This window comes from Cobetia sp. 4B (assembly GCF_018831605.1).
GTDB classification, from domain to species: Bacteria; Pseudomonadota; Gammaproteobacteria; order Pseudomonadales; family Halomonadaceae; genus Cobetia; species Cobetia amphilecti.
The window spans coordinates 1,658,489-1,684,523 of sequence record NZ_CP059843.1 but is presented as its reverse complement, the minus strand read 5'-3'; the positions used below and the strand labels follow the sequence as shown (position 1 = coordinate 1,684,523).

The window sequence follows — 26,035 nt, the reverse complement described above, 5'->3', positions numbered from 1 at the left end:
GTCCCTCACCACGCAAAACCCTTGCAAGCTTTTTGCATCACTTCTGTACAACCATGAAGGTGCATGTCGCCAGTGATCGAATGTCGATCAGTCACTCAGGTCTGCTCCGGTACCGCTGCCTGACACTTCAACTTTGGTCGCGATCATGAGGAAGGCATTCGTCAGCAGTATGTCTTTCTACCCTGCTGAAACCCTCACCGTTGTGCTTGTAGAGTCTTACGCTTGCGCCAACGGGTTGGATGCATGCCATCTTCAAAAAAGTGGAAGACGTCTTGACAGGCGCCAGCCATCGACCGAATCCAGACTGCCGTTTCGTGCAATGTGGAATGAGCGCATTGTGGACGAAACCCGCCACGCGAGATATCCCTCCACTGGAACAGCATTGATTCCAATCACGAACCAATGCGTCACTCACCTGACCCGCTGGACAGACGCTCATCTACGACTTTGGTAATAAGCATAGTATTATCAACCGCTTACGAAGCCCGTGGACGCCCTCTCAAGTCACCTGTTTCAAGCACTCCCTGCGCCTCTGCGCTCCCCTTGCATCGCGACGGGCGATGAAAATTGTTGTCCAGACACGAAAACGCGGAGCCATTGGAAGATGGCTCCGCGTTTTTTCATGCTGCTGCACCGCGCCTCAATAGCCCGGGTATTTCTCCCAGGCCCACTTTTCATCCTTGCCCCCACCATCGGTGTAGAGCTCCCAGCGGGGGCAGTCGTGCAGGTCTTTGGCGATCTCGCCGATGACGTCACGCAGTTCAAGGGGCGCCAGCCAGTCACTCGGTATCGCCTCCTCGCCCCATTGCGCCCCGAGCAGATTGCCCGTGATGGCCCCGGTGGAATCCGAATCCCCATCGTGATTGACCGCGAGCTGAATCGCAGAGCGGTAATCCCGGGCAGTGAGCGCGCAGTAGACAGCGATTGCCAAGGCTTCTTCCGCGATCCACCCCAGCCCCAGCAATACCACTGCGGCCGGCGCCGACGTTTCGGACTCGGCCAGCGCGCGGGCTTGCTCCAGGGCCTGCAGAGTGTCATCACAGCTCGGCTTGCGCTCGAGAATACGCAGAGCATGCGCGAGTGCCTGTGCCATCGAATCCCCCGCCACCAGACACTGGATCATCACCGCCAGCACGCCGCCGGTCAGCTGGCCGGTCACGTGCCCATGGGTCAGCGCACAGACCTCTTCTCCGAGTTCGAAGCACATCTCATGGGAGGCTCCCATCGCATGCGCGAACAAGCCGACAGGTGCCACACGCATCACCCCACCACAGCCCTTGCTGTCGTTTTGCGCCTTGTCACCGTAGGCACGCATCTGCTTGAGCGCTGACAGGCATGTCATGCCCGGGGCGCGCCGCGAATGGAGCTCGCGCTGCTTGATCAGCCAGCCACTGTCCAACCATTCCTGCTCGGTCTCCTGCCGCGAGCGTTCGCCTTGGGTGTAAAGCCAGCGCTCGTAGGCGCTGCTGACCAGACCACTTTGCGTCGTGATGCCTCTCAAGCAGCCACGCACATGACTGCGCAGCAGGCCCTCGGCAGTAAACAGCGTCATCTGCGTATCATCGGTAATCCGCCCCAGCCCACCATAGGCCGGTGCATAGTCGGCTATTCCATCACTGCCGAAGCGCGCCTGGATCTCCTCGTGCGACAGGAATTCCACCGCCGCCCCCAGGGCGTCACCCACCGCACCGCCCAACAGGCAACCACGAAACCGCGATGTCATCTCAAGCGTCATGTGCCTCTCCCCTGCGTGACCTTCAGGTGGCGTCAGCCACCCTCAATACGTCTTACGCTATCAGCATCTGCGCATTTGCTGAAAAGCAGGCTCAACCAGTGGTGCGCATAATCAGGCAGAACTGGATGGGCGCTCAGTATCGGCAGGCGTGAGGTTGGCAGCACCGATGACAAGGCCGATGACAAGGCCGACGATAGAGACCCTCATACAGGAACGGCCGCCCAGGGGCGGCCGTTCTTCTTCATGCAGTTGTGACTTTCCGCGGTGTGCTCTCAGCGATCACTCTACTGCTCGATCTACACGGAGGTTCAGGAGGCCAGCTTGAGGATATCTTCATACAAGGCTCTCGAAAGCGTGACGCCCTCTTCTTGATGCTTCTGGCGAGCTTTGAAGCGACGCTCGGAGGATAGCCTTGCGCCCTGCTGCTTCACGAGCTCGAACAGCCTTTCAGAGCGCAGCATGTGCTGCTGGGTGCTACCGCCAGTGAGGCGCACGGGATCTATCGCGATGATCAACTCCCCATGATATGGCAGGCTCCCCTTGCCCTGATCGTGTTCGCTGGACTCGATACTCAGCATGTCGCCGATCAGCGGCCCTGCAATCAACTCGATCATGATCGCCAGCGCAGAGCCCTTGTGATCACCGAAGGGCAGCATCGCGCCATGGTCCAGCACTTCTGTCGGGTCCTGTGACGGCTCGCCCGCTCGATCGACACCCCAGCCGAGCGGAATCTTGTCCCCTTGGCGACGATGCAGCTCGATATCGCCACGCGCGATGGCACTGGTGGCGAAGTCGAATACGTACGGGTTACCGTCCTCGCGCGGCCAGCCAAAGGCGAGGGGATTGGTCCCCAGCAGAGGCTGACTGCCACCATACGGGGCCATGTACGACTGGGTCGGATTGCAGGCGATAGCGACCAGCCCTTCACGCGTCAGCCGCTCGATCTCTACCCACAATGCCGTGCCATGCACGCAATGATTGATGGCCAGAATGGCAATGCCATTGGCTCGCGCCTTGTCGAGCAGCTCAGGCACGCCCTGCTGGAAGGCCAGCGACGAGAAGCCCCCCCTGGCATCCACCTTGACGATGGAGGGCGCCGTATCCTCGACGATCGGCACGGCGTCCGGCACCACACCGCCATTGTTCAGTGTCGCGACGAACCCCATCAGGCGATAGAGCCCATGGGAGCGACAACCGTCCATTTCCGCCGCTACCAACGCGTCACTCATGGCATCGACATGTGGCTCACTGAACCCATGGTGGCTCAGCACCTCGTGACATAGCGTCTTGAGCGCTGCCCGATCGAGATTGACGTCCATTCCTGTCTCTTCCTGTGTTGCATCACTCATACGAACTCATTCCTTTCCAATAAGGTGTCCATCATTTCCATGACGGTCCGCTGATGGCATCAGGCAACCACAGCGCCAGTCCCGGGAAGACCAGGATCAGCGCCAACACCACCAGCTGCAGGAAGATGAAGGGCATCACTCCCTTGTACATGTGCTTCAGCGTCACTTCAGGAGGCGTGATGGCACGCAGATAGAAGATGGAGGGCGCCAACGGCGGTGTCAGATAACTCGTCTGCATCACGATCAGGAAGGCCACGCAGAACCAGATCTCATCGAACCCGAGCAGGCCGATGACCGGCATCGCCACGGGGATGACGATCAGGACCACCGAGATCATGTCGAGCACGAAACCGGCCAGGAAGGCGATCAGGAGGATGGCGCCAAGAATCAGCCACGGGCTCAAGCCGGTATCCAGCAGCAACGACTGTACGGTGGCCATCCCGCCGGAGGCGAAGAAGACGCCCGCGAACATGTTGCCGCCCAGCACGATCAGCAGAATCATCGCGGTGATGTTGAGTGTGCGTACCGCCGCGTTCCACAGGATGGACAGCGTGAGATTGCGATACCCCAGTGCCAGCAATACGGAGCCGAGCGCCCCACAGGCCGCCGCTTCCGTCGGCGTGGCGATGCCCATCAGAATCGTGCCCAGCACCACCAGGATCAGACTCATGGTCGGCAGCAGCGCACTCAGGGTAATGGTGAGCAGCTTGCCCCACCCCGGATGCTGCTCATCTTCCTTGAGTCGCGGCGCAAGTGCTGGCTTCAGCGCACAGACCACGACGATATAGAGGAGGAACAGCAGCGCCATCAACAGCCCCGGGATCAGCAGACCACTGAACAGTGATCCGACAGAGACCCCGGCTACAGGCCCGAGAATGACCACGGTAATGGAAGGCGGAATCGCCGTGCCCAATGAGCCACTGGCACAGATGGTGCCGGAGATCAGCGACTTGTCGTAGTGATGCTTGAGCATGACCGGCACGGCCAGCATGCCGATCACCGCCTCGGTGGCCCCGACGACACCACTGGCGGCGGCGAAGATGGTGCCCATGATGACCGCACCGACGCCCAGCCCGCCGGGCATCCGACGTGTCCACAGATGGATGGCCCCGAACAGTCGCTCGGCAATGCCGGAATTCTCGAGCATCGCGCCCATGAAGATGAACAAGGGCACGGCAGCCAGAATGGAATTGGACGCCGTGTCCTCGATCTTGGTCAGCAGTTGATAGGCCGCGGCATCCCCGAACTGGGCAACACCAAAGACGGTAGCGACAACGATCATCGAGAACGCGATCGGGAAACCGAGCACGATCAGAGCGATGAGCGCAGGGAACATGATGAGGGCAATGAAGTCGCTCATGAGGACACCTCCGCGCCATGATCATGGCCCAGCAGTGTGCTCCAGAGCTTCAACATCTCCGCGATCACCTGCAGCGTCAGATAGACGAAGCCCAGCCACCACACGCCGAAGACCGGCCAGATCACCGGATTCCAGGCAGAACGTCCGGAGCGCTCATTGCTGGAGAACGCCTCGAGCGCATAGAGCGACAGCTCCCAGACAAGCCACATCAGTACCGGCAGCAACACCGCATAACAGGCCAGATGAACTCCAGCCCTGAGACGCGGTGCAAAATTCTGGCTCAACACATCCACACTAACGTGCTGGCCGACACGCAGGGCATTTGCCATGCCAAGCATGAAGATGGCGCCCATCACCATGTAGCTGACTTCAAACGCCCATAAGGTGGGCTTTCCCAGCACATAACGACTGAAGACTTCATAGACCAACGCAAGCACCAGCGGCAGTATCAAGACTGCCCCCAGATACCCGGCCCAGCGGGTCTGGCGCTCAATGACAGCGACGATTTTCATGGCAACTCACCAGGATGACGACAAGGAGAGAGCCCGGGCGATACAGGTATCGCCCGGGCCAGAGACATCATTCAAGAGGAATCAGCGTCCCATTTCCCCGATCGGCAAACGGTAGTCCTGCCAGGTCGTCATGCTCTGTTTGAAGGTACGTTGCGACTCAAGCACACGTGCGAACCACTCATTCTCGCCCGCCTTCTCATCTTCCCAGGCACGGGTCTCTTCGTAGATGGCATCGATGAAGGATTGAACCAGCTGCACGATTTCGTTGGGGCCTTCCTCCAGCTCCTTGAAGGCCTTGAGATCGGCAAAGGAGCTATCCAGCCAGGACTCGAACACGCTCAGCTTGCCCGCGAGGCGCAACTGGTTCTGCTGGGCTTCGCTCAGCCCGTCCCAGGCATCGACATTCACTTCACACTCCAGAATGCCGCCCGACTGATGGATGCCGGGCAAGATGACGTACTGCGCGACATTCTGGAAACCCGTCGGCTTGTTGAGCTCAGGACTCCCCCACTCCGCGGCATCGATTACACCGCGATCCAACGCCGTATAGATGTCACTGCCGGCCATCACCACGGTAGAGGCCCCAAGACGTGAGGCGATTTCAGCCCAGGCACCCGAGGTTCTCAGGCGCAGTCCCTGGAAGTCCTCAAGCGTCTGCACCTTCTTGCTCGAGTGCAGGAAAATCTCGGTGCCCAGGGTCGAGCACGGGAAGGCCACGACGCCGAACACCTCGCGACGGAAGGCTTCATAGAGCTCGACACCGCCGCCCTCGTACATCCACAGCATGAATTCTTCCGGTGTCAGGCCGCTGGAGTGCCCGGCCAGCAGCGCTGCCGTCGGGTCAGTTCCGTAGTCATAGTTGATGTAGTTGTGACTGATCTGCGCGACACCGGACTTCACGGTATTGGTGACGCGCAGCGCGCCGCCCAGGGTGCCACCGGGGAATACCTGGATGCTCACGTCGCCATTCGTCAATTCGCTTGCATAGTCCGCGAAGGTCTTGGCATCCCGTTCAAGCCAGGGCCCACCGCCCCACGGGGTCGCCATCTTCCACTCGACGTCCGCCGCCTGAGTCGTGGCAGTCGCCAACAGGCTGGCAGCGATACCCATGCCGAGGAGCTGTTTCTTGAAGTCGTACATTTTTGTTTTCCCAAGATTATTTTAATTAGAGTGCAATGCCATGCGTACCTGCAGGCGAATGCCTGATACAGGCTGAGGCCTGATACACGCCCAGTGGGCGGCCACTGTCGATTGCGCATTCGCCTCCACAATTGCATATACGCAATATTGGGTCAAATGTGGATACCTGCTCGACATTTTGCTCGTGGAAGCCCTAAATGGACGCCATCATGGCGCTTACGCCTCTCTCCTGCCGTGGCATGACTTGATGACTCGCGCCCATGTGCCACACAGGCGCTGAGCAACGGCAAACGGCGACAGACGCCACCCAGCAGACAAACTCGATGGAGCACGCTGACATGACACCCCACCAGGAAACGCCGATCGCGCTGAAGCACCGAGAACGCAAGGCAGGCGCCATTGGTGACAATCTCAAGGCACTACGCAAGGAGAAGGGACTGACCATCGCGGCCGTGGCCAGCGCGTCAGGTATCTCGGCGGCCAGCGTGTCGAGAATCGAGAATGGACGTATCTCGCCGACCTTCGAGGCGATCGTGAATCTCGCTAGGGGCCTGAAGGTGGATGTCAGCGAGCTGTTCTATCACACGGAGGACGCGGCATTTCGGGGTTGGCTCGCGTTGACGCGAGCACAGGAGGGAGACGTCATCGAGACGCCCAACTACCGCTATCGACCGCTCTGCAACAATGTGGCGTCCAAGGAATACATGGTATTGGAAACCACCGTGCTCAATCGCAGTCTCGAGGAGTTCGGCGGCCTGCAAAAACATTCCGGCCAGGAACAGATCATCGTGACCAGCGGCGAGGTGACGGTCTGGACCGAACTCTACGACCCCATCAAGCTCAAGGTCGGTGACAGCCTGGCCTTCGACAGCACCCTCGGACACGCCATCACCTACAACGGTGACACCCCCGCGACCATGACCTGGGTATGCAGTGCCTACGCGTGAGGGGATCGAGCCTCATGTGGACAGCACTTTCCACTGAAGATCGGACATGAAAAAGGGGCCTCATCAGAGGCCCCTTTTTCATCGTCTTGCTTAGCGCAGCCTGTTGGCCACTAATTCAGCGATTGAGAATGATGGCCGTGATCGCGCCACCCGCCACCGCGGCCAGCACATAGCGCCCATCGATGTTCAGCCAACGATGACCGCGCGGCGGTTTGGACAGATGACGATGGTGCCAGTCCTTCACCCAGTAGCGGCTGTCGGAGTAGTAATGACGCGGCAGGTGGTCGCCACGGCGCCACTGGTGATGGCGTCGCGCCTCATGACGGCGGCGTTCATGGTGGCGCTGCTGCTTGTGGTGCTTCTTGTGCTGTTTGCCGTGATGGCCGCGGTCGTGGTGGCCATGCCCACGGTCATGATGCCCATGGCCTCTATCGTGCGGTCCTGCCTGAGCCAGCGGGGCTCCCAGCAGCGTGAATATCATCATCAGAATGGTCAGTGTGCGCGTTCGCATGGCTGGCCTCCTCGCCTTGCCCCGTCGCCAATCAAGCGCCGGGAGTCATGTTGGGGCTTCCTGGTTAGGAAACAGTGTTGCGCAACCTTAGCGAGAACTGGGGGACGCCGCAAGATGTCTCATTTTTCTCGTTCTTTGTCGTTATTTCATGCACTTTCCGTCGCATTGTGCCGAAACCGATGTCGCCACTGACCAACACCCACCTTTATATGTCGCCACCTCTATAGCGCTCTTTATAGTGCTCTCTCGCAGCGACCCGACTTTCGCTGCCCTTTCCGCTGCCCTTTCCGCTGCCCTTTCCGCTGCCCTCTCCGCTGCCCCATTTCCCCTTTCGACTCCCGGGCCTCGATCAGGAGACTGCTGAGGCATGGCAAGAAAGCGACGATGCCGGGTACGCCGATCGCACCACATCGGTGCAAGACCACCCTCAGAGTTGTGAGATATCTGGCCCTGGATCGTTGGCCGTTTTAGCCAGGACACAATGCTTCAGGCGCCGAACGGGGTGTGAGAACGGAAAAATTCATTTTGCTGAATCGTGTCATTGAATCGAGACACCCTCGCGCAAGCCCTGATTTCATGCGGCCTTCAGCGCTTTCCTGACTTCCATAGCCATGATCACTCGAGGTCATAGCCCAAAGTTCAAGCACGCGGGCTTTGCGTTTTGATGACCATTCACCGATCATTTGCACCACACCTGAGTCATTTGATCGATAATAGACGATCTACCCTCGTCATCGCCGACAGGATCGCCAAGGCGGCTGCGTGACATCTCGGGTAGGAGCAGCAAGACAAGCCGTAAAAAAACAGGAGCCAATCATGGCCAGTACTGCGCCAGATTTGGATCGGCAGATCGCCCATATGGACGATGAGCTACTGCCGGTGCCACGTCATAAACTGCACCGGTGGCCACACTTTGCCGGTCTCTATGCCGCCGAGCACGTTGCCGCGACCGAGTTCGTCATCGGTGCCACCTTCGTGGCGCTCGGTGCCGGTATCTGGGATATCCTGCTGGGCCTGCTGATCGGTAATGGCCTCGCAGTGCTCAGCTTCTGGTTGATCACGACGCCAATCGCGATCGAGACCCGTCTGAGCCTCTTCACCTATCTTCACCGTATTGCCGGTGATTCGATGTCACGGCTCTACAATTGGGCCAACGTGGTCATATTCACCGCCATATCGGCGGCCATGATTACCGTTTCCGCCACGGCGGTCAGGCTGCTGTTCGACATCCCGGCCCAGACCCAGGCCTATCCCACCAGCTTCGAGTTCATCCTGCTGGCACTGGCCGTGGCGGCCATTGTGGTGCTGGTCGCGGTCTATGGCTTCAACGCCCTGACCGAATTCGCCAGCATCTGTGCCCCGTGGCTGATGCTGATGTTCACCGTCGGCGGCATGGTTCTGCTGCCGGAACTGGCGGAGTCCGTCACTGGTGAAACCAGCCTGAACAGTTTCTCGAGTTTCATTGATGTCGCCGGCAGTACCGTCTTCACCGGGATCAACTCCCAGGGCGAAGCGGGCATCGGCATCTGGGAAGTCATCGGCTTCTCCTGGGCGGCCAACACCTTCTCCCACTTCGGTCTGATCGACATGGCGCTGCTGCGCTATGCCAAGCGTATGCGCTCCGGCCTTGCGACCAGCACCGGCATGATGTTCGGCCACTATGTCGCCTGGATCTCCGCCGGTCTGATGGGCGCGGCCACCGCAGCCGTCGCCGGTATCAGCATCGATGTGCTGGAACCGGGCGAAGTGGCGTTGCACGCCCTTGGCGCCGCTGGCTTCGTTATCGTGGTCGTCGCAGGCTGGACCACCGCCAACGCCAACCTGTACCGCGCGGGCCTTGCCGCCCAGTCGGCCATGCCGAACCTGTCGCGCAACAAGGCGACGCTGGCCGTGGGTATCTGCGTTGCCGTGCTCAGCTGCTTCCCGTTCGTCTATCGCAGCATGCTGCCGCTGCTGACCTATGCGGGCCTGGTGCTGGTGCCGGTCGGCGGGATCATCTTCGCTGAGCATCACCTGTTCCCGAAACTCGGCTTCAGCCGTTACTGGGCGCGCTACAAGGGCGTGAAGCACAACACGCCGGCACTGGCAACCTGGGCGCTGTCACTGATCTTCGGCTTTGGCCTCGAGACGGTCGACGTGATCCCGTTCTACTACCTGTTCCTGCCGACCTGGTTCGTCTCCATCATCCTCTACACCCTGATGGCCAGATCTGCCGGTGCAGCCGACTCCTACCCGAAAGCCGAAGCGGCCGAGCGGGAATTCCAGGAGCGTGTCGAAGCCCTGCACGCCAAGCAGGCCGAGACCACCAACCACGCACCGGTCAAGGACACTTCGGGTCTGACCAAGGCCATCAAGGCCGTCTGGATGGTGCTGGGCCTGGCGGTGCCGATGGTCCTCGCGCTGCGCGTACTCTTCGGCAGCCCGGACCTGGCCAGCTACGAAGCGAATCGTGAGTTGTTCTATGACGTGACCATCTGGTCGACGATCATCTACTTCATCTTCGCGTACTGGGAGCTGCAGCGCAGCAAGGCGCTGTTCAACAAGCAGTCCCCCAAGCAAGCGGCCACCGCTAGCTGAGTCGGCAGGGGCTTGCCCCCTGCCATGCCAGCGGCGAAGGAAGCCTGAATCACACGGGTGACCTTCGCCGCTGGCCGTTACGACCTACCCTTTCTTTACCCATCTCGACTCGACCGCGACACGCGGCAGGAGACCTCCCCATGACCCGTCTCTCCAATGCCAGTCTGACTCAGCTGGACGCCAAGGTAGCCACTCCGAACTATGACCGCACTGCGGTCAGCGCCGGTATCGTCCACTTCGGCGTGGGCGGTTTCCATCGTGCGCACCAGGCCATGTACCTCGACGAGCTGATGAATCAGGGCAAGGCGCTGGACTGGGGCATCGTCGGCGTCGGCGTGATGCCGGGCGACCGCCGCATGCAGGAAGCCCTGGCCTCGCAGGACCACCTCTACACCGTGGTACTCAAGCACCCGGACGGCAACTATGAGCCGCGCGTGGTGGGTTCCATCATCGATTACCGCTTTGCCCCGGACTCCCCGGATGCCGTCATCGAGCTGATGGCCGACCCGGCGATCCGCATCGTCTCGCTGACCGTCACCGAAGGTGGCTACAACTTCCACCCGGTCACCGGCGAATTCAATCTCGAGAACGCCGACGTCCAGCACGACCTGGCCAACCCGGGGGAAGCCAAGACCAGCTTCGGCCTGATCACCGAAGCCCTGGCACGTCGTCGCGAGCGTGGCGTCGCCCCGTTCACCGTGATGTCCTGTGACAACATCGAAGGCAACGGCAACGTCGCTCACAAGATGTTCACTGCCTACGCGCGCGCACGTGATGCAGAACTGGCGACATGGATCGAAGCCGAAGTGCCCTTCCCCAACTCCATGGTCGACCGCATCACGCCGGTGACCACGCCGGCTGACATCGAAGAGCTGTCCTCACGTTTCGGCGTGGAAGACGCCTGGCCGGTGGTCTGCGAGCCCTTCACCCAGTGGGTGCTGGAAGACCACTTCGCCAATGGCCGCCCGGCCTTTGAAGATGCCGGCGTGCAGCCGGTGGAAGATGTCGAGCCCTATGAGCTGATGAAGCTGCGTCTGCTCAACGCCGGTCACCAGGCGCTGTGCTACTTCGGCTACCTGGCCGGCTATCGCTACGCCCATGAAGCCTGCAACGACCCGCTGATCGTCGACTTCCTGCTCGGCTACATGAACGAGGAAGCTCGCCCGACGCTGGCTCAGCTGCCGGGTATCGATCTCGACGCCCATTGCCGCACGCTGATCGAGCGTTTCGCCAACCCAGAAGTCAAGGACACCCTCGCGCGTCTGTGCGCCGAGACCTCCGACCGTATTCCGAAGTTCCTGATCCCGGTGGCACACGCACAGCTCAAGACCGATGGCGAACTGCGTCGTACCGCAGCCGTCGTGGCCAGCTGGGCACGTTATGCCGAAGGCGTGGACGAGCAAGGCGAGACCATCGATGTGGTCGACCCGCTGAAGGACGAGCTGATGGAGCGTGCCAGCCGTCAGCGCGAAGAGCCGACCGCCTTCCTGGACAACCGTGAACTATTCGGTGACCTGGTCGACCAGCCGCGCTTCCGCGATGCCTACCTCAAGGCCCTGAAGAGCCTGCACGACAACGGTGCCCGCGCCACGCTGGAAATGCTGGTGGCAGACGCCAAGTAAGCATGGCGGTGCAGGGGCTCACGACAGCGTGATGCCCCGCCAGCGCCCGCAGAAAGACAAAAGCGAGACAGGCAGCCGCCTGTCTCGCTTTTTTGGTGCCTCATGCCACGCCTTTCCTCACACCAGCGCAACGGTCCACAGTCCCGCCAGCATGATGACGATGCCGATCCACTTGGCGATGGCCGCTCGCTCGCGCAACCAGAGCACCCCGAGCATCACGCCCAGCGGGATCGACAGTTGACGCATTGCAACGACGAGGCTGACCTCCGCCGTCAGCGTCATGGCAACCAGCACCAGCCCGTAGGTCGCCATCACCATCACGCCGGTCAGCACCATGCTGCCCCGCTCCCCCCGCCATAGCGCGGGCAGGCGGCGACGCTCTGCCGGCAGCAACATCACCAGCAGCGCGCCCCAAGCGACGGTCATGATGGCCTGCAACACCAGAAAGACAGCGCCCGCCGAGGTGGGCGAGTAACCGACACTCACCATGATATCCAGCGCCTGCTTGTCGATCAGCGAATAGCCGGTGGTGCCGACTGCTGCCAGCAGCGCGAACCCCAACGCGGGCGTCAGGTAGGTCGAGGGGCGCAGGCCCTGCGGACTGCTCAAGGGCAGCACCAACGCGCCGAGCACGATCAGCCCCATGCCGACCAGATCCAACGCCGTGAGTGCCTGACTGCCCAGCAGACTCAGTGACACCAGCGGCACCAGCACCACCGGCAAGGCCCGCGCGATGGGATACAGCACACTGACCTCGCCGCGCGCATAGGCCCAGGCAAGTCCGCCCATGTAGAGCACCTGACAGAGGCCGGTGGCCACCAGCCAGCCCCAGAATTCAGTGGGCAGCACGGCAAACGATGGCCCCAGTCCCAGCAGCGGCGCAAAGATCAGCGCACCACTGGCCATGGCCAGCATGAAGAAGGCCAGCGACGGCGCCCGCCCCTTGCCGAGCAGATTCCAGCCGGCATGCAGACAGACCGAGATCAGGATGAGTCCCAGCGCCAGTGGGCTCAAGAGGCACTCACGGCAATCGTGTGGGCTTGAACTTGAGCTTGAGCTTGAACATGAAATTGGGCTTGAGAGTGAGCTTGCCCGTGCATGGGGACAGGCATGCGGACGGGCATGCGGGAATTACGGGCTTTCAGGGCAACCAGGCGGCAATCGCCAATGAGCATATGTCCTTACCTTTTGCGAGAAGACGCCAGCCTCAAGGCCTTGTGCAAGGACCCGAGGCTGGCGCCTGAAGGGGTGGAGTGAAGTGGTGGGGTGAAATGGTAGATCAAGGTGGGCGAGCGAGGTGACAGGCAGGCCTGGCGTCGCCACCCCGTCACCAGGCTGTCAGGGGCGCTCACCGCGCGCCAGACGCGCCTCGATCTCGCGGATCACCTCGGGCAGCTGCGCGATGGTGTCGATCATGAAGTGCGGCCCGGACGGCGTGAACTGGGCTTCGATGGCGCTACGCCTTTCGTTGAGCTCTGCCTCCGACAGGTCCATGAACACCGCGTGATCCAGCCCCATGGCGTTGCCGGAGCAGGTCAGCGCGACCGTCCACATGCCGGCGCTGCGACCTTCCAGCAGCCCCGGCGCCGTGTCATCCACTTTCACACAGGCCGCCACGTCAGTGATGCCCAGCGCGATGACATTGGCCAGAGACTGCGCCGGAGAGGGTCGCCCTTTGGGCACCTCATCAGTGGCCACGACATGGTCCACCACCAGCCCATTGCCCTTGCCCCGTGCGACCACCTGCTCGAGCACCTCTCGGGGGTAGCCGGAGCAGGAGCCGATCTTGATGCCCTTGTCGCGCAACCCGTTGATGACCTCGAGCGCGCCGGGAATCAGTGCGGAGTGCGCCCCGATCTTGTCGATCTGCAGCGGCATGAAGCGCTCATAAAGCGCCGTGACATCGGCATCACTCGGGGCGTGGCCACAGGCTGCCTCGAAACGGGCCGCGATCGCTGGGTCATCACACAGGGTGCGGATGTGTTCCCATTTGCCCATGCCCATCGGGCCGCGCGCCTCTTCCAGACTGATGGCCACGCCGATTTCCGCGAAGGCCTCGACGAAGATCTGGGTCGGCGCGAAGGAGCCGAAATCCACCAGGGTGCCGGCCCAATCGAAGATGGCAGCCTGCAGACGATCCGGGGTGTGATATTGCATGACAGTTCTCCAGTCAGTTAAGTGCGACAGCGCCAGCGCACGGGCGGGCATCGTCGACACCCAGGGTGGCCAGCGCGTCATCCACGGCGGCCAGAAGTTGATCCATCACGCGGACATCCAGCTGCCCGATGCTGCCGATGCGGAAGCTCTCCACGTCGGTGAGCTTGCCCGGGTAGATGATGAAGCCACGTGCCTTGAGCTCGGCGTAGAAACGTGAAAAGTCGAAGTCCGGGTGTGCCGGGCTCAGGAAGGTGGTGATGATCGGCGACAGCCAGGCATCGTCGAGCAGGGTCGTGAAGCCGCGCTGACGCATGCCTGCCACCAGTCGCTGCATGTTGGCGTGATACCGGGCGTGGCGACCCGCGACGCCGCCCTCCTCGGCGTGTTCCTTCAGCGCCTGGTGAAAAGCCGCCACCACGTGAGTCGGCGGGGTATAACGCCATTGGCCGGTGCGCTTGAGGTACTGCCATTGATCGTGCAGGTCCAGCGACAGTGAGTGGCTACGCCCCTGTGCCGCCTGCAGCGCATCGCGCCGGGCGATCACGAAGCCGAACCCCGGCACCCCCTCGAAGCATTTGTTGGCCGAGGAGATCAGCGCCAGAAACGGGGTACGTTGCGCATCGATCTCCAGCGCCCCGAAGCCACTCATCGAATCGAGGATCAGCTCACGGCCGTGTGCTGCCACCACCTCGGCGATGTCCGCCACCGGATTGAGCATCCCGGAGCTTGTCTCGCAGTGAATCATGGCGACATGGCCGATCTCGGGCCTTGCCGCGAGTCTGTCGGCCACGGCCTTGGCACACGGCGCCTCGGCATCGCCCCACGCCAGCACGTCGCAGTCGCGCCCCATGCGGGTCAGTAGACTGACCAGCCGCTTGCCATAGGCGCCATTGACCAGCACCAGCGTCGTACTCGTCGGCTCGATCAGACTGCCCAGCGCCGCCTCGACCGCGAAGGTACCGCTGCCCTGCATCGGCACGCACTCATGGTGCTCACTGGCATTGGCACAGCGGAGCAACTGCTGGCAGATCTCGGCGGTCTTGGTGTTGAAGTCCTGATCCCAGGAGCCCCAGTCCTTCATCATGGCGGCCTTGACGCTCTCACTGGTGGTCAAGGGACCGGGAGTCAGCAGGTACGGATGTTGAATACTCATTGGTATATACCAGTTAATTTGCACAAAAAAAAGACGGCCAACGGCGTAATCAGGTCGCCTGTCGCCAGCGTTGGGCACGGGTCAACAGCAGATGACTGACCACCGCATGCAGCAGCTTGACGCCCAGACAGGTGAAGAAGATCAGCACTGCCATGGCGGCCGCGCTGGCGAAGTGCCCGGCTTCGTCGAGATGCATCACCGCGATGGAGGCCAGTCGGGTATCGCTGTTGTAGAGAAATACCACCGCCGAGACGGTCGTCATCGCGTTCATGAACAGATAGGCCGAGATATCCAGCACTGACGGCAGAGACACCGGCAAGGTGATGCGGCAGAAGGTCTTCCAGAACGGCACCTTGAGTGAGGCACCGACCGCCTCGAATTCCCCATCGAGCTGCTTGAGCGCGGTCACCGAGGTCAGGTGGCAGACGGTATAAAAATGCACCAGGGTGTTGAGCACCAGAATCGCGAAGGTGCCGTAGATCCAGTTCAGCGGGTTGTCGGCCTGGTTGAAGTAGAAGATGTAGGACAGACCCAGCACCATGCCCGGCACGGCCATCGGCATCATCGCCATGAAGTGCAGTCCCTGGCGCAGCGGGCGATAGCCCTGACTCTTCTCGGTCAGCCAGGCGTTGAAGAAGATGACCAGCGTGCCGATCAAGGTGGCCCAGAAGGCCAGCGTCAGCGAGTTGAGCCACGCGTCCCAGCCACCACCCGCCAGCGCCTTGAAGGCGTAGTGATCGAGGGTCAGGCTCAGGTTGTAGGGCCAGAACTGCACGAGCGAGGCATAGATGGCGGTGCCGATCACGGCCAGAATCGCGGCGGCCACGCCATAGCAGAGCAGCGCGAAGACCCAGTCACGCAGCGGGCTTGGCGTCGGCTGCCAGGGCACGGCGCGCGCCGAGAGCTGCGCGACCTGACGGCGCTGGATCCAGCGGTCCACCGCGAAGGACAGCAAGGCCGGCAACAGCAGGATGACGCTGACCACCGCGCCCATCTGGAAGTTCTGCTGCCCCACCACCTGACGATAGACATCGGTGGCCAGCACACTGAACTGCCCGCCAATGATCTTCGGCACGCCGAAATCGGTGATCGCCAGCGTGAAGGCCACGAAGGCACAGGAGATGATGCCGTAGCGCGCACCCGGCAAGGTGATGGTCAGAAAGCTGCGCCATTTGGGCGTTCCCAGCGCGTCCGCGGCTTCATAGAGACGGGCATCGCTGTTGCTGAGCGCCGTCATCATGATCATCAGCGCATGCGGGAAGATCCAGAATGTCATGCCCATCACGATGCCGATGGGGCCGTAGATGCTCTCCCCCAGCAGCACATCCTTGAACCAGCCCTGATTGCCGAAAAGATACACCAGACTGATGGCTGGCAGCAGTGACGGAGCCAGTAGCGGCAGGATGGACAGCATGCGGAAGACGCGCTTGCCCGGCATGCAGGTGCGGGTGGTGCCGTACGCGCACAGGAAGGCCAGACTCACCACCGTCAGGGTACTGATCAACGCGATGCTGACGGAATTGATGATCGAGCCGACCAGCGCCGGCGTCTGCACATAGCGCGCGAAGTTGGCCAGGCCGACGAAGTCGCCGCTGCGGTCCTGCACGCTCTTGATCAGCATGGTGGCCAGCGGCAACAGCAGCCCGATGACCAGCAGCGCCAGGGCCAGCAGCAACATCAACAGACGCAAGCCGGACTCGCCTGACAGCCGACCCGACAAGGACAATGCGCGCGCCATCATGCCTGCGCCTCCACCAACGGATACAGGCGGATCGCCTCGGACGGCAGACGCACACCCACCCGAGCACCGACCCGCACGCCCAGTGACTCACTGTCCTTGAGCGCCACATCCGCCGACAGTGTCTGCCCACAGCCCTCAAGCGTCAGAGTGATACGCAGGAAGGCGCCGAGAAACTCGACGTGCTCCACCTGCGCCGACAGCCCCTCCCCCACTGCGCACAGCGAGACGGCTTCCGGGCGAATGGCCAGACGCGCCTGATCCAGCCCCTCAAGATCATGCGCCGCGCATTCCAGACGCTGCTGACCCAGACGCAGGGTACTGGCGTTCTCGGGACAGCATTGCAGGAAGTTCATGCTGCCGATGAATTCGGCCACGAAGGCGCTCGCCGGCCGACGGTAGATCTCGGCAGGGGTGCCGATCTGCTCGATCACGCCATGGTTCATCACCACGATGCGGTCCGCCATGGCCAGGGCCTCTTCTTGGTCGTGGGTCACCATGATGGTGGTGACGCCCAGCCGTGCCTGCAGTGCCTTGATCTGACTGCGCAGATGCAGGCGTACGCGCGCATCCAGTGCTGAAAGCGGCTCATCGAGCAACAGCAGCCCCGGCTCGGTCGCCAGCGCCCGCGCCAGTGCCACGCGTTGCTGCTGGCCCCCGGACAGGGCCGCCGGATACTTGCCTTCACTGCCGGCCAGGTCCACCAGGGTGAGCAGCTCCGTCACGCGACGACGCATCGCGTCACGCGCATCGCGCCGATTGCGCAGCCCATAGGCCACGTTGTCGAACACGGTGAGATTGGGGAACAGCGCATAGGACTGGAAGACGATGCCGAAGTCGCGCGCCTGGGGCGGCAGACGCGAGATGTCCTGGCCGCGCTGGTGGATGGTGCCTTCGCTCTGCGGCGCAAGCCCGGCGATGGCGCGCAGCAAGGTGGTCTTGCCACAGCCAGAGGGGCCGAGGAAGCACACGAACTCGCCCTCGCGGATCGCAAGGTCGATCTCGCTCAGGGCCGTGAACTGGCCATAGCGCTTGGTGAGGCCGCTGATTTTGAGGTGAATGCTGTCTGACGACGCAGAACGCGTGGTGAGTGCCTGAGGCGCTGCGTCACGCGCAGGCGCCCGGGCTGCAGGGCCGGAGACCGCGCGAGGCGAGGCGCCGGCAGTCGCTGGCGGCGCTTGGCGCGAGGCGTGATGACGCGGGGGTGCGGTCACAAGAGACATGCGAGAAACTCCCGACCCCGGCGCAATGCGCCGGGGCAATGACGAAGGTGGCTGGGCGTGACTTACTGACTGTCGGACTTGCCGTCGTAACGGCGCTGCCATTCGGCGAGCACTTCATCCCGCTGGTTGGCCGCCTTGGCAAAGTCAGCCTCGATCATCATCTCGGTGATGTTGGCCGGATAATGCTCGATCGGCTTGGCCACCCCCGGATAGGCCACGACCGCATAGCCTTCGTTGTAGAGTTCATTGGCCGGCTTGGACACTGCCCAATCCATCAGTGTCTGCGCCGCCTCACGCTTGTCGGTGCCCTTCATGATCGCCGCGGCTTCCATGTCCCAGCCCAGCCCTTCCACGGGGAAGACCAGGTCCACCGGTGCGCCCTGTGCCTTGAGGCGCGCGCCTCGGAAGGCGAAGGACACACCGACCACGGCCTCGCCGGAACCGGCCAGATTGCAAGGTGCGGAGCCTGAGTGGGTGTAGCGGGCAATGTTGTCGTGCAGGCGGTCCATGTACTCCCAGCCGCCCTCGTCACCCCACAGCTGCAACCAGCTGGCGACATCCAGATAACCGGTACCGGAAGAACTCGGGTTGGGCATGATCACGTGGCCCTTGAACTCAGGACGCGTGAGGTCTTCCCAGGACGTCGGCTTGGGCACTCCCAGTCGCTCACCTTCGACGGTGTTGTAGCAGAGCGAGGCGACCCAGGCGTCCATCCCGACCCAGGACGGGTCCTGGCCATCACGGTAGGCGGGGTCGACGAACTTGCTATTCAGCGCCTCGACACCCTTGGGGGCATAACGCGACAGCATGCCTTCCTTCTCGAGCACCAGCAGGCTGGTCGCGGCCAGGCCCCACACCACATCCGCCTGCGGGTTGTCCTTCTCGGCCAGCAATCGTGCGGTGATCACGCCCGTGGAGTCGCGCACCCATTTGATGTCGATATCCGGATGCGCCTGCTGGAAGCGCTCGGCATATTTCTGCAGATCATCGGACTCCACCGCGGTATAGACGGTGAGCTCGGTGGCCGCCTGGGCATTGAGGGAAACGACCAGACCAACGGCACTGGCCAGCAAGGAACGGGTGAGGAAGGAACGGGTCAAGAAGGACATCGGGACTCTCCAACGCTTGGAATGAATGGCTCTCGCCATCTGGTATATACCAAGAGTATGGGCGGGCCGAATGACACCCCCGTGACAGTCAGTTGAAGGCCCAGTGAAACAGTGTTACCTCATATAGTGTCCCTGCAGCGCGGGTTCAGGGCTTGTTCTTGAGCGTGACGGTGATGCACAGCGCATTGTGCAACCAGCGCTCTTCGTCATAGCCGATGGGACGATGCTGCTCATCGAAGGTAGCGCGACGCACGGTCAGACCGGGGCTACCCATGGCGACCCCCAGCTCCCGGGCGGCCTGCTCCCCCAGCGACTCGGAGTAGAAGCGCAGCTCACGGTGGGCCAGCGTCAGGCCATAGCGCCCACGCAGCTCCGCCCACAGTGACACCCCGAACTGGCCCTCCTCGAGCAGTCCCGGCGCGCGCTCGGGCACCACCCACATCGACTCGCTGAGCACGGCGCGCTCATCCACGAAACGCCGGCGGCGAATATGATAGAGCGGTGTCTGGGCCGCCAGGCCCAGCGCTTGCGCAGCCGGTGGGTAGGCCTGAACATCGGTCAGCAGCACTTCCGTGCGTGGCCGCCGCCCCTGCGCCGTCACATAGTCATTGAAGCCGGAGTCACGCGTGGGGTCGTAATCCAGCCGCGGCGGCGACACAAACCACCCACGCCGATTGCTGCGATGAATGCGCCCTTCTCCCTCCAGCTGCCCCAACGCCTGACGCAACGTCACGCGCGTGGTATCGAAGCGCTCGGCCAGCACTCGCTCAGAAGGCAAACGCCCCTCTTCAAAGGCATCAGGGTCCTTCAGCTGTTCGCGCAGGCGATCGGTAAGGTGGAGGTAATACGCATCACTCATGACGAGGAGTCCTGACCAAAGATGAAGAGGGTTGCCACTACCGGGTAATAACACGGCGCCGCTTGCCCCGCCGGCGAAGAAAATGCCCGGGACTCTGCGCCGCCAAACGGCTGGATGCTCCAGAAACTATCACATTCGCGTGACTCGCACTGGCCTGCCAGCTTACGTGCCGCTGGCGTTGCCGGATTTGATGACAGCCGCCTGGTTGAGCTCACAGGCGTGGATGGCGGTGGGATGGCACGCTGATGTTCAAGAGGGGGTGAACGCACAATGCGCAGCCTCTAAGGGCTGCGCATCGAATGGACAAACAGGAAACGTATGACCTACGGGATAACTCAGAACTCGCTGACGGTATTCAGGTACTGCTGCATATCCCCGACCATGGCCTGCTCCAAGAGCTTGCCTGTCTCGATGGCATAGGGCTGCTGGAAGTGAATGTCCCACAGGTCTGACTCCGTGCGCCAATGCTCGTATATCACCAGCGTGTCGTCCTGCCCGTCGATGGTATACAGATCAAACACGAGATTGCCCGGCTCCTCACTGCGCGTCTTCGCCACATGCGTGGTGAATTGCTGCAGCAATCGAGCGCGATATTCTTCCTTGATCTTGAAGATGAAGAAGATACTGAATACCTCATCTTCCGGCTGCACGTGCCTGGGGTTCGCCTCATGCAATGGCGCCGGGTCAGTATCGTTCAAGGGCATCACCTCGAGTGGCGATGCCAACGCCGTGTCAGCCAGCTTCAGCAGGGCTTGCGCGTAGGGCTGGTTCACATGTGCCTGATGCGCTTCGGTGCTTGCCCAGCGCTCGTAGGCGAAAATGGTGGTGGGAGAATCCTTGGCCGCGAAGAAACGCATTTCCAGCATCCCCGGTTCAGCCGCTGAGCCCAGCTTGTTGTCAGCCAAGGCCCGCTTGAAGGTTTCGAGTTGTTCGGGCTTGACGTCAAATTTCACGATCAAGGTGAGCATGGAGATGCCCCTTTTAGTCAGTGGTTGTCATCGGCCCAATGGCAAGAGCTGTTGCGTCACGTGGCAGCAGGTCTGTCTCGGGAAGTGGATGACACTATCTTTCGCTGCCTGGCTGAAAAACCCGCGGCACGGAGAAAGACTTTCAATGAAACCTTGAACGCGGAAACGCTGGAGTACCCGACAACAAGGCTGACCAGTTGGTGCTGAACGCACTGACAGGACGCTGAGCCCCCTGTTTCCCCACTGATGGCCATGGGTAGGCAATGGCGTACGAAATCATTTTCACGCCATTCCCACCAGCAGTACTCTCCCAACCATAACCCCTGCGAAAAATTCCATATACGGAAATCTATTTCTACATGTGAAAAACAGTTTGACACCTTTGACGTCACTTCATAGCCTGTAGGCCAAATTCAGGAGGAGTGATGCATGCGCACTGACAAGAACTTCATCAACAACGAATTCGTCGCCTCATCCCAGGGCGAGATGATTTCGGTCTACAACCCGGCCACCGAAGCACTGGTAGGTCAGGTGCAGGCAGCAACCACTGACGAAGCGCTTGAAGCGGTGAGCATTGCGGCCAAGGCTCAGAAGGGCTGGCGTGCCAAGACCAGCACCGAGCGTGCCGGCTACATGCACAAGCTTGCCGAGGCGCTGATGGCGCGCAAGGATGCCATCGGCCAGGCATTGGCAGATGAATCCGGCAAGAGCCTGGAAGACGCCACCAATGAAGCCGTCTACGCCGCCGATATCACGCGCTACCACGCCGAGTGGGCACGTCGTATCGAGGGCGAGATCGTCCCCAGCGACACTCCCAATGAAAGCCTGCTACTGCAGCGCGAGCCCATCGGCGTCGTGGCCTGCCTGATTCCGTTCAACTACCCGGTGTTCACCCTGCTGCGCAAGATCGCCCCGGCGCTGATCACCGGCAATGCCGTGGTCGTGCGTCCGAGCAACAACACCCCTACCTCCGCCTTCGAGATCGCCAAGGCGATCCAGGATGCCGGCATTCCGGCAGGCATCGTCAACATCCTGGCGATGGACCACGGCACCGCGGAAGCCGTCTGCACTCACCCCAAGGTGGGCATGATTACCCTGACCGGCAGCGTCGGCGCCGGTCGCAAGGTCCTGGAATATTCCCAGGTCAACATCGCCAAGTCTTCACTGGAACTGGGCGGCAAGTCACCGGCCATCGTCGAGCCGGATGCCGACCTGGCCAAGGCAGCGGCACAGATCGCGGCCTCTACCCTCACCAACTGTGGCCAGCTGTGCACCGCCATCGAGCGTGTCTATGTGCACGAATCCGTCTATGACGATTTCGTCGCCCAGCTGAAGCAGCAGATGGAAGGCGTCAAGTTTGGCAACCGTCTGGAAGATGCCAGCCTGATGGGGCCGCTGATCAACGAGAATTCGCGTCTCAACATCCATCAGATGGTGGAACGTGCCATCGATGACGGCGCCACTCTGGAAATCGGCGGCTACATCCCCGAAGGCAAGGGTCACTTCTACCCGCCGACCCTGCTGACCGGTTGCCGTCAGGACATGGAGATCGTGCAGGAAGAGATCTTCGGCCCGGTACTGCCGGTGCTGACCTACAGCGATGTGGATGAGGCGCTGGCACTGGCCAATGACCACCAGTTCGGTCTGGCCTCCGTGGTCTTCACCGAGAACTATCGCACCGCCATGAAGGTCGCCAACAACATCGAAGCCGGCGAGCTCTACATCAACCGCACCCCGGCGGACCCCTACCAGGGCTACCACGCCGGCTGGAAGCGCTCTGGCCTGGGCGGTGATGATGGCAAGCACGGCATGCTCGACTACACCCAGACCCGTCTGGTCGTGATGAACTACTGATCACGCCATTCCGTTTTACCTGTCACGCCTTCGGGGAACCCTCTCCCCGGAGGCGCTGACGCCCTACCCCATTTCTTTCCGGAAGCGCGCTGTTGGCGTCGAATGACGGCATGCCAGGCAGTGCGCTTCCACAATCTCCTGCTAGCCAGTGACCACTGAAAGGCCTGCCACCATGAAAGTTGTCAGTTGCGAGACACACATCGTCGCCACGCCGCCGCCCCACGTCGGCGGCATGTACTGGATCTTCGTTCAGCTGCGTACCGCTTGCGGCATCGAAGGGGTCGGTGAAGTCTATGCCGCCACCTTCCACCCGGAAGTCATGAGCAAGGCGATCGCCGATGTCTTCTCGCGTTACCTGGAGGGCAAGAACCCGCATCATATTGAACGTCTGTACCGCGAAGCCTTCTCCAGTGGCTTCACCCAACGCCCTGACCTCACCATGATGGGTGTGCTCAGCGGTCTCGAGATGGCCTGCTGGGACATCGTCGGCAAGGCGGCCGGTCTGCCGGTGTATGAGCTGATCGGTGGCAAGGTCCACGACAAGCTGCGCTCCTACACCTACCTGTACCCCAAGGATGCACGCGGCAACTACGACTATGACAACGTCGAGCTGGCTGTCGAATGCGCACTGGAAAACCGCGAGAAGGGCTTCACCGCGCTGAAGTTCGACCCAGCCGGCCCCTACACCGCCTACTCCGGCCAGATGCTGTCTCTGGAAGGCATGGACAAGAGCGCCACCTTCTGCCGCCGCATCCGCGAAGCGGTCGGCAACAGCTGTGATCTGCTGTTCGGCACCCACGGCCAGATGACGCCGGCATCCGCCATTCGTCTCGCCAAGTATCTCGAGCCGTATGACCCGCTGTGGCTGGAAGAGCCGGTGCCGCCGGGACAGAGCGAAGCCATGGCGCGCGTGGCAGACCACACCTCCATCCCGGTCGCGACCGGTGAGCGCCTGACCACCAAGTACGAATTCCACGATGTGCTCAAGAACAACGCGGCCTCCATCCTGCAGATGAACCTGGGACGCGTCGGCGGCATTCTGGAAGGCAAGAAGATCGCGGCGCTGGCAGAAGTCTATTACGCCCAGATCGCCCCGCATCTCTACAACGGCCCGGTCGGCGCCGCGGCCAGCATCCAGCTGGCGACCGCCACGCCCAACTTCCTGATTCAGGAAAGCATCGGTACCTGGGATGGCTTCCACGCCGATGTGCTCAAGGAGAAGATCGAGTGGCGTGATGGCTACATCATCCCGTCCACCAAGCCGGGCCTGGGGGTTGAGCTGGACATGGACGTGGTCAAGGCCAATTCGCCTTACACCGGCCGAACCCTGCACCTGAGCATGGACCCGCGTCCCTATGACGTGAAGGAACAGTCCAGCACCGACTGGAAGCGCAAGCCGGAGGCGTAACGCCGATGCAATACGATTTCATCATTGTCGGTGCCGGGTCAGCGGGGTGCATCCTCGCCAACCGGCTCAGCGCCAGCGGACGCCACAACGTGTTGCTGCTGGAGGCCGGCGGCAAGGACACCTCGCCCTGGATCAAGGTGCCGGTCGGGTTCGCCAAGACCTACTACAACCCGACCTACAACTACATGTATTACAGCAAGGAAGAAGCCGCGATGGGGGGGCGCAAGATCTATACCCCCCGCGGCAAGGTGCAGGGTGGCTCCGGCTCCATCAATGCGATGATCTATGTCCGGGGCCAGGCCTCGGACTTCGATGACTGGGCGCGCGCCGGCAACGACGGCTGGTCCTATCGCGAGGTACTGCCCTACTTCAAGCGTCTTGAATGCCACCCGGATGGCGACACCGAGTATCGCTCCGGCCAGGGGCCGATCGGCATCACGCCGCTGAAACATGGCGCGCACCCGATCTGCCAGTCGTGGCTGGAAGGTGCCCGCGAACTGGGTTACACGCTCAATGATGATTTCAATGGCGAACACTTCGAGGGTGCTGGCATCTATGAGGCCAACATCCGCAAGGGGCAGCGGGACTCCAGCAACACCGCCTACCTGAAGCCGGCACTGTCACGCGACAACCTCACGCTCAAGCATATCTGTCGGGTGGAGCGCGTGACGCTGGAAGAGGCATCCGATGGCGGCAAGCGCGCCACGGGTGTCGTCTACCGGCTTGATGACGAGGTCATCGAGGTGACGGCACGTCGCGAGGTCATCCTCTGCGCTGGCGCCGTGGACTCCCCGAAGCTGCTGCAGCTTTCGGGGATCGGCGAGCGTGAGGCGCTGGCCACGCATGGCATCCAGACGCAGGTAGACCTGCCGGCCGTCGGGCAGAACCTGCAGGACCATCTGTGTGCCAGCTACTATTACCGCGCCAATCGCACCACGCTGAATGACGACTTCGCGTCCTTCTGGGGCCAGGCCAAGGCGGGACTGCAGTATCTGGTCAATCGCAGCGGACCGCTGGGCATGAGCGTCAATCAGGCCGGGGGATTCTTCCGCGGAAGCGACGCGGAGTCAGAGCCGAACATCCAGCTCTACTTCAATCCGATGTCCTACCAGATTCCCAACGACCCGAAGGCCAAGCTGACGCCGGAGCCGTATTCCGGCTTCCTGTTGGCCTTCAATTCCTGCAGGCCGACCAGCCGTGGCAGCATTTCACTGGCCTCGGCAGACCCGGCGGCGCCGGCGACCATCTGCCCCAACTACCTCAGCACCCAGAAAGACATTGATGAGGTCATCCAGGGCAGTCGCCTGGTGCGCAAGCTGATGGGCGCGCCCGCTCTCAAGGCCATCACCGAGTGCGAGGTCGCCCCGGCCGAGACGGTCCAGGATGAGGACAGCATGCTTGCGTACTTCCGCTCTCAGGGAGGCTCCATCTACCACCTATGCGGCTCCTGCGCGATGGGCCCGGACAAGGCGAACGCCGTGGTCGACAGCCGGCTGAAGGTGCATGGTGTGGAGGGGCTGCGCGTCATCGATGCCGCCATCTTCCCCAATATCACCTCCGGCAATCTGAATGCGCCGGTGATGATGGTGGCGGAAAAAGGCGCGGACCTGGTGCTGGCCGATCACACCGAGTGAGCCGAGGTCAGCCACCAAACAACCCGCGCACGGCCCATGGGTCTGGTACCCTATGGGCCGTTTTATTTTCAGCGCATGAGAGATGCCGTGTGGCATCGTTCATCCGTCGTCAAAGTGTCACAGCCCCGGATGCACGCCGTCTGTGACCGAGATTCGCGTTTCGGAGTGTCCCCGCGTTC

20 protein-coding genes are annotated in these 26,035 nt (G+C 61.7%); 6 read left to right on the top strand and 14 right to left on the bottom strand.

Annotated elements, in window-relative coordinates:
- Window positions 1-640 precede the first annotated feature (640 nt).
- The 5 genes from H2O77_RS07180 to H2O77_RS07160 all read right to left on the bottom strand — a co-directional run bounded on the left by H2O77_RS07180 (window position 641) and on the right by H2O77_RS07160 (window position 6,096).
- Window positions 641-1,735, bottom strand: coding sequence for an ADP-ribosylglycohydrolase family protein (locus tag H2O77_RS07180; RefSeq protein WP_043334023.1), 1,095 nt, complete (start codon window positions 1,733-1,735; stop codon window positions 641-643).
- A gap of 308 nt (window positions 1,736-2,043) precedes the next feature.
- Entirely contained in the window at window positions 2,044-3,084 is a 1,041-nt protein-coding gene (locus tag H2O77_RS07175) for an Ldh family oxidoreductase (RefSeq protein WP_084589470.1), read from the bottom strand.
- 31 nt (window positions 3,085-3,115) lie between these two features.
- Complete coding sequence (locus H2O77_RS07170; protein WP_240548741.1) at window positions 3,116-4,444, bottom strand: TRAP transporter large permease subunit; 1,329 nt, start codon at window positions 4,442-4,444, stop codon at window positions 3,116-3,118.
- A complete protein-coding gene (locus H2O77_RS07165; RefSeq protein WP_043334025.1) occupies window positions 4,441-4,956 on the bottom strand; it encodes a TRAP transporter small permease subunit in 516 nt (171 codons plus the stop codon). The genes H2O77_RS07170 and H2O77_RS07165 overlap by 4 nt, the downstream gene beginning before the upstream one ends.
- Window positions 4,957-5,037: 81 nt before the next feature.
- Window positions 5,038-6,096, bottom strand: a complete 1,059-nt coding sequence (locus H2O77_RS07160) for a C4-dicarboxylate ABC transporter substrate-binding protein (protein WP_215824270.1) — start codon at window positions 6,094-6,096, stop codon at window positions 5,038-5,040.
- Between the two features lie 338 nt (window positions 6,097-6,434).
- On the opposite strand from H2O77_RS07160, the gene H2O77_RS07155 reads away from it, so the two are divergent.
- Window positions 6,435-7,043, top strand: coding sequence for an XRE family transcriptional regulator (locus tag H2O77_RS07155; protein ID WP_052384620.1), 609 nt, complete (start codon window positions 6,435-6,437; stop codon window positions 7,041-7,043).
- 115 nt (window positions 7,044-7,158) lie between these two features.
- Here the strand turns inward: H2O77_RS07155 and H2O77_RS07150 are convergent, their stop codons facing one another.
- Window positions 7,159-7,554 (bottom strand): RcnB family protein, encoded by a 396-nt coding sequence (locus H2O77_RS07150; RefSeq protein ID WP_043334027.1) that lies wholly within the window; start codon window positions 7,552-7,554, stop codon window positions 7,159-7,161.
- 816 nt (window positions 7,555-8,370) lie between these two features.
- Between H2O77_RS07150 and H2O77_RS07145 the strand changes: the two genes are divergently transcribed.
- A complete protein-coding gene (locus H2O77_RS07145; protein ID WP_153635513.1) occupies window positions 8,371-10,131 on the top strand; it encodes a hypothetical protein in 1,761 nt (586 codons plus the stop codon).
- Window positions 10,132-10,271: 140 nt separating this feature from the next.
- Window positions 10,272-11,753 (top strand): mannitol dehydrogenase family protein, encoded by a 1,482-nt coding sequence (locus tag H2O77_RS07140; protein WP_215824269.1) that lies wholly within the window; start codon window positions 10,272-10,274, stop codon window positions 11,751-11,753.
- A 117-nt stretch (window positions 11,754-11,870) separates the two neighbouring features.
- On the opposite strand, the gene H2O77_RS07135 is transcribed toward H2O77_RS07140, so the two are convergent.
- From H2O77_RS07135 to H2O77_RS07100, 8 genes are all read right to left on the bottom strand, one after another.
- Complete coding sequence (locus H2O77_RS07135; protein ID WP_153635511.1) at window positions 11,871-12,767, bottom strand: drug/metabolite transporter; 897 nt, start codon at window positions 12,765-12,767, stop codon at window positions 11,871-11,873.
- A 324-nt stretch (window positions 12,768-13,091) separates the two neighbouring features.
- The gene (gene phnX / locus H2O77_RS07130; RefSeq protein WP_153635510.1) at window positions 13,092-13,910 is read right to left on the bottom strand and encodes a phosphonoacetaldehyde hydrolase; all 819 of its coding nucleotides are present in this window, start codon (window positions 13,908-13,910) and stop codon (window positions 13,092-13,094) included.
- Window positions 13,911-13,923: 13 nt separating this feature from the next.
- Window positions 13,924-15,063, bottom strand: a complete 1,140-nt coding sequence (locus H2O77_RS07125; RefSeq protein ID WP_153635509.1) for a 2-aminoethylphosphonate--pyruvate transaminase — start codon at window positions 15,061-15,063, stop codon at window positions 13,924-13,926.
- A gap of 49 nt (window positions 15,064-15,112) precedes the next feature.
- Window positions 15,113-16,804: a putative 2-aminoethylphosphonate ABC transporter permease subunit gene (locus H2O77_RS07120; protein WP_215824268.1), complete on the bottom strand. Its 1,692-nt coding sequence runs from the start codon at window positions 16,802-16,804 to the stop codon at window positions 15,113-15,115.
- Entirely contained in the window at window positions 16,801-18,024 is a 1,224-nt protein-coding gene (locus tag H2O77_RS07115; protein ID WP_215824267.1) for a putative 2-aminoethylphosphonate ABC transporter ATP-binding protein, read from the bottom strand. The genes H2O77_RS07120 and H2O77_RS07115 overlap by 4 nt, the downstream gene beginning before the upstream one ends.
- A 62-nt stretch (window positions 18,025-18,086) precedes the next feature.
- Window positions 18,087-19,133, bottom strand: coding sequence for a putative 2-aminoethylphosphonate ABC transporter substrate-binding protein (locus H2O77_RS07110; RefSeq protein WP_215824266.1), 1,047 nt, complete (start codon window positions 19,131-19,133; stop codon window positions 18,087-18,089).
- 145 nt (window positions 19,134-19,278) lie between these two features.
- On the bottom strand, window positions 19,279-19,992 hold the full coding sequence (locus tag H2O77_RS07105; RefSeq protein ID WP_054555867.1) for a UTRA domain-containing protein: 714 nt from the start codon (window positions 19,990-19,992) through the stop codon (window positions 19,279-19,281).
- A gap of 335 nt (window positions 19,993-20,327) precedes the next feature.
- The gene (locus tag H2O77_RS07100; protein WP_215824265.1) at window positions 20,328-20,960 is read right to left on the bottom strand and encodes an antibiotic biosynthesis monooxygenase; all 633 of its coding nucleotides are present in this window, start codon (window positions 20,958-20,960) and stop codon (window positions 20,328-20,330) included.
- Between the two features lie 429 nt (window positions 20,961-21,389).
- Between H2O77_RS07100 and aldA the strand changes: the two genes are divergently transcribed.
- From aldA to H2O77_RS07085, 3 genes are all read left to right on the top strand, one after another.
- On the top strand, window positions 21,390-22,814 hold the full coding sequence (aldA, locus tag H2O77_RS07095; protein WP_215824264.1) for an aldehyde dehydrogenase: 1,425 nt from the start codon (window positions 21,390-21,392) through the stop codon (window positions 22,812-22,814).
- 172 nt (window positions 22,815-22,986) lie between these two features.
- Window positions 22,987-24,222, top strand: coding sequence for a mandelate racemase/muconate lactonizing enzyme family protein (locus H2O77_RS07090; RefSeq protein ID WP_077373025.1), 1,236 nt, complete (start codon window positions 22,987-22,989; stop codon window positions 24,220-24,222).
- 5 nt (window positions 24,223-24,227) lie between these two features.
- A complete protein-coding gene (locus H2O77_RS07085; protein ID WP_215824263.1) occupies window positions 24,228-25,856 on the top strand; it encodes a GMC family oxidoreductase N-terminal domain-containing protein in 1,629 nt (542 codons plus the stop codon).
- Window positions 25,857-26,035 lie beyond the last annotated feature (179 nt).

Bases quoted from the DNA above. Each gene is read 5' to 3' on its own strand.
- H2O77_RS07180 (WP_043334023.1), bottom strand. From the start codon at position 1,735: ATGACGCTTGAGATGACATCGCGGTTTCGTGGTTGCCTGTTGGGCGGT.
- H2O77_RS07175 (WP_084589470.1), bottom strand. From the start codon at position 3,084: ATGAGTGATGCAACACAGGAAGAGACAGGAATGGACGTCAATCTCGAT.
- H2O77_RS07170 (WP_240548741.1), bottom strand. From the start codon at position 4,444: ATGAGCGACTTCATTGCCCTCATCATGTTCCCTGCGCTCATCGCTCTG.
- H2O77_RS07165 (WP_043334025.1), bottom strand. From the start codon at position 4,956: ATGAAAATCGTCGCTGTCATTGAGCGCCAGACCCGCTGGGCCGGGTAT.
- H2O77_RS07160 (WP_215824270.1), bottom strand. From the start codon at position 6,096: ATGTACGACTTCAAGAAACAGCTCCTCGGCATGGGTATCGCTGCCAGC.
- H2O77_RS07155 (WP_052384620.1), top strand. From the start codon at position 6,435: ATGACACCCCACCAGGAAACGCCGATCGCGCTGAAGCACCGAGAACGC.
- H2O77_RS07150 (WP_043334027.1), bottom strand. From the start codon at position 7,554: ATGCGAACGCGCACACTGACCATTCTGATGATGATATTCACGCTGCTG.
- H2O77_RS07145 (WP_153635513.1), top strand. From the start codon at position 8,371: ATGGCCAGTACTGCGCCAGATTTGGATCGGCAGATCGCCCATATGGAC.
- H2O77_RS07140 (WP_215824269.1), top strand. From the start codon at position 10,272: ATGACCCGTCTCTCCAATGCCAGTCTGACTCAGCTGGACGCCAAGGTA.
- phnX (WP_153635510.1), bottom strand. From the start codon at position 13,910: ATGCAATATCACACCCCGGATCGTCTGCAGGCTGCCATCTTCGATTGG.
- H2O77_RS07125 (WP_153635509.1), bottom strand. From the start codon at position 15,063: ATGAGTATTCAACATCCGTACCTGCTGACTCCCGGTCCCTTGACCACC.
- H2O77_RS07120 (WP_215824268.1), bottom strand. From the start codon at position 16,804: ATGATGGCGCGCGCATTGTCCTTGTCGGGTCGGCTGTCAGGCGAGTCC.
- H2O77_RS07115 (WP_215824267.1), bottom strand. From the start codon at position 18,024: ATGTCTCTTGTGACCGCACCCCCGCGTCATCACGCCTCGCGCCAAGCG.
- H2O77_RS07110 (WP_215824266.1), bottom strand. From the start codon at position 19,133: ATGTCCTTCTTGACCCGTTCCTTCCTCACCCGTTCCTTGCTGGCCAGT.
- H2O77_RS07105 (WP_054555867.1), bottom strand. From the start codon at position 19,992: ATGAGTGATGCGTATTACCTCCACCTTACCGATCGCCTGCGCGAACAG.
- H2O77_RS07100 (WP_215824265.1), bottom strand. From the start codon at position 20,960: ATGCTCACCTTGATCGTGAAATTTGACGTCAAGCCCGAACAACTCGAA.
- aldA (WP_215824264.1), top strand. From the start codon at position 21,390: ATGCGCACTGACAAGAACTTCATCAACAACGAATTCGTCGCCTCATCC.
- H2O77_RS07090 (WP_077373025.1), top strand. From the start codon at position 22,987: ATGAAAGTTGTCAGTTGCGAGACACACATCGTCGCCACGCCGCCGCCC.
- H2O77_RS07085 (WP_215824263.1), top strand. From the start codon at position 24,228: ATGCAATACGATTTCATCATTGTCGGTGCCGGGTCAGCGGGGTGCATC.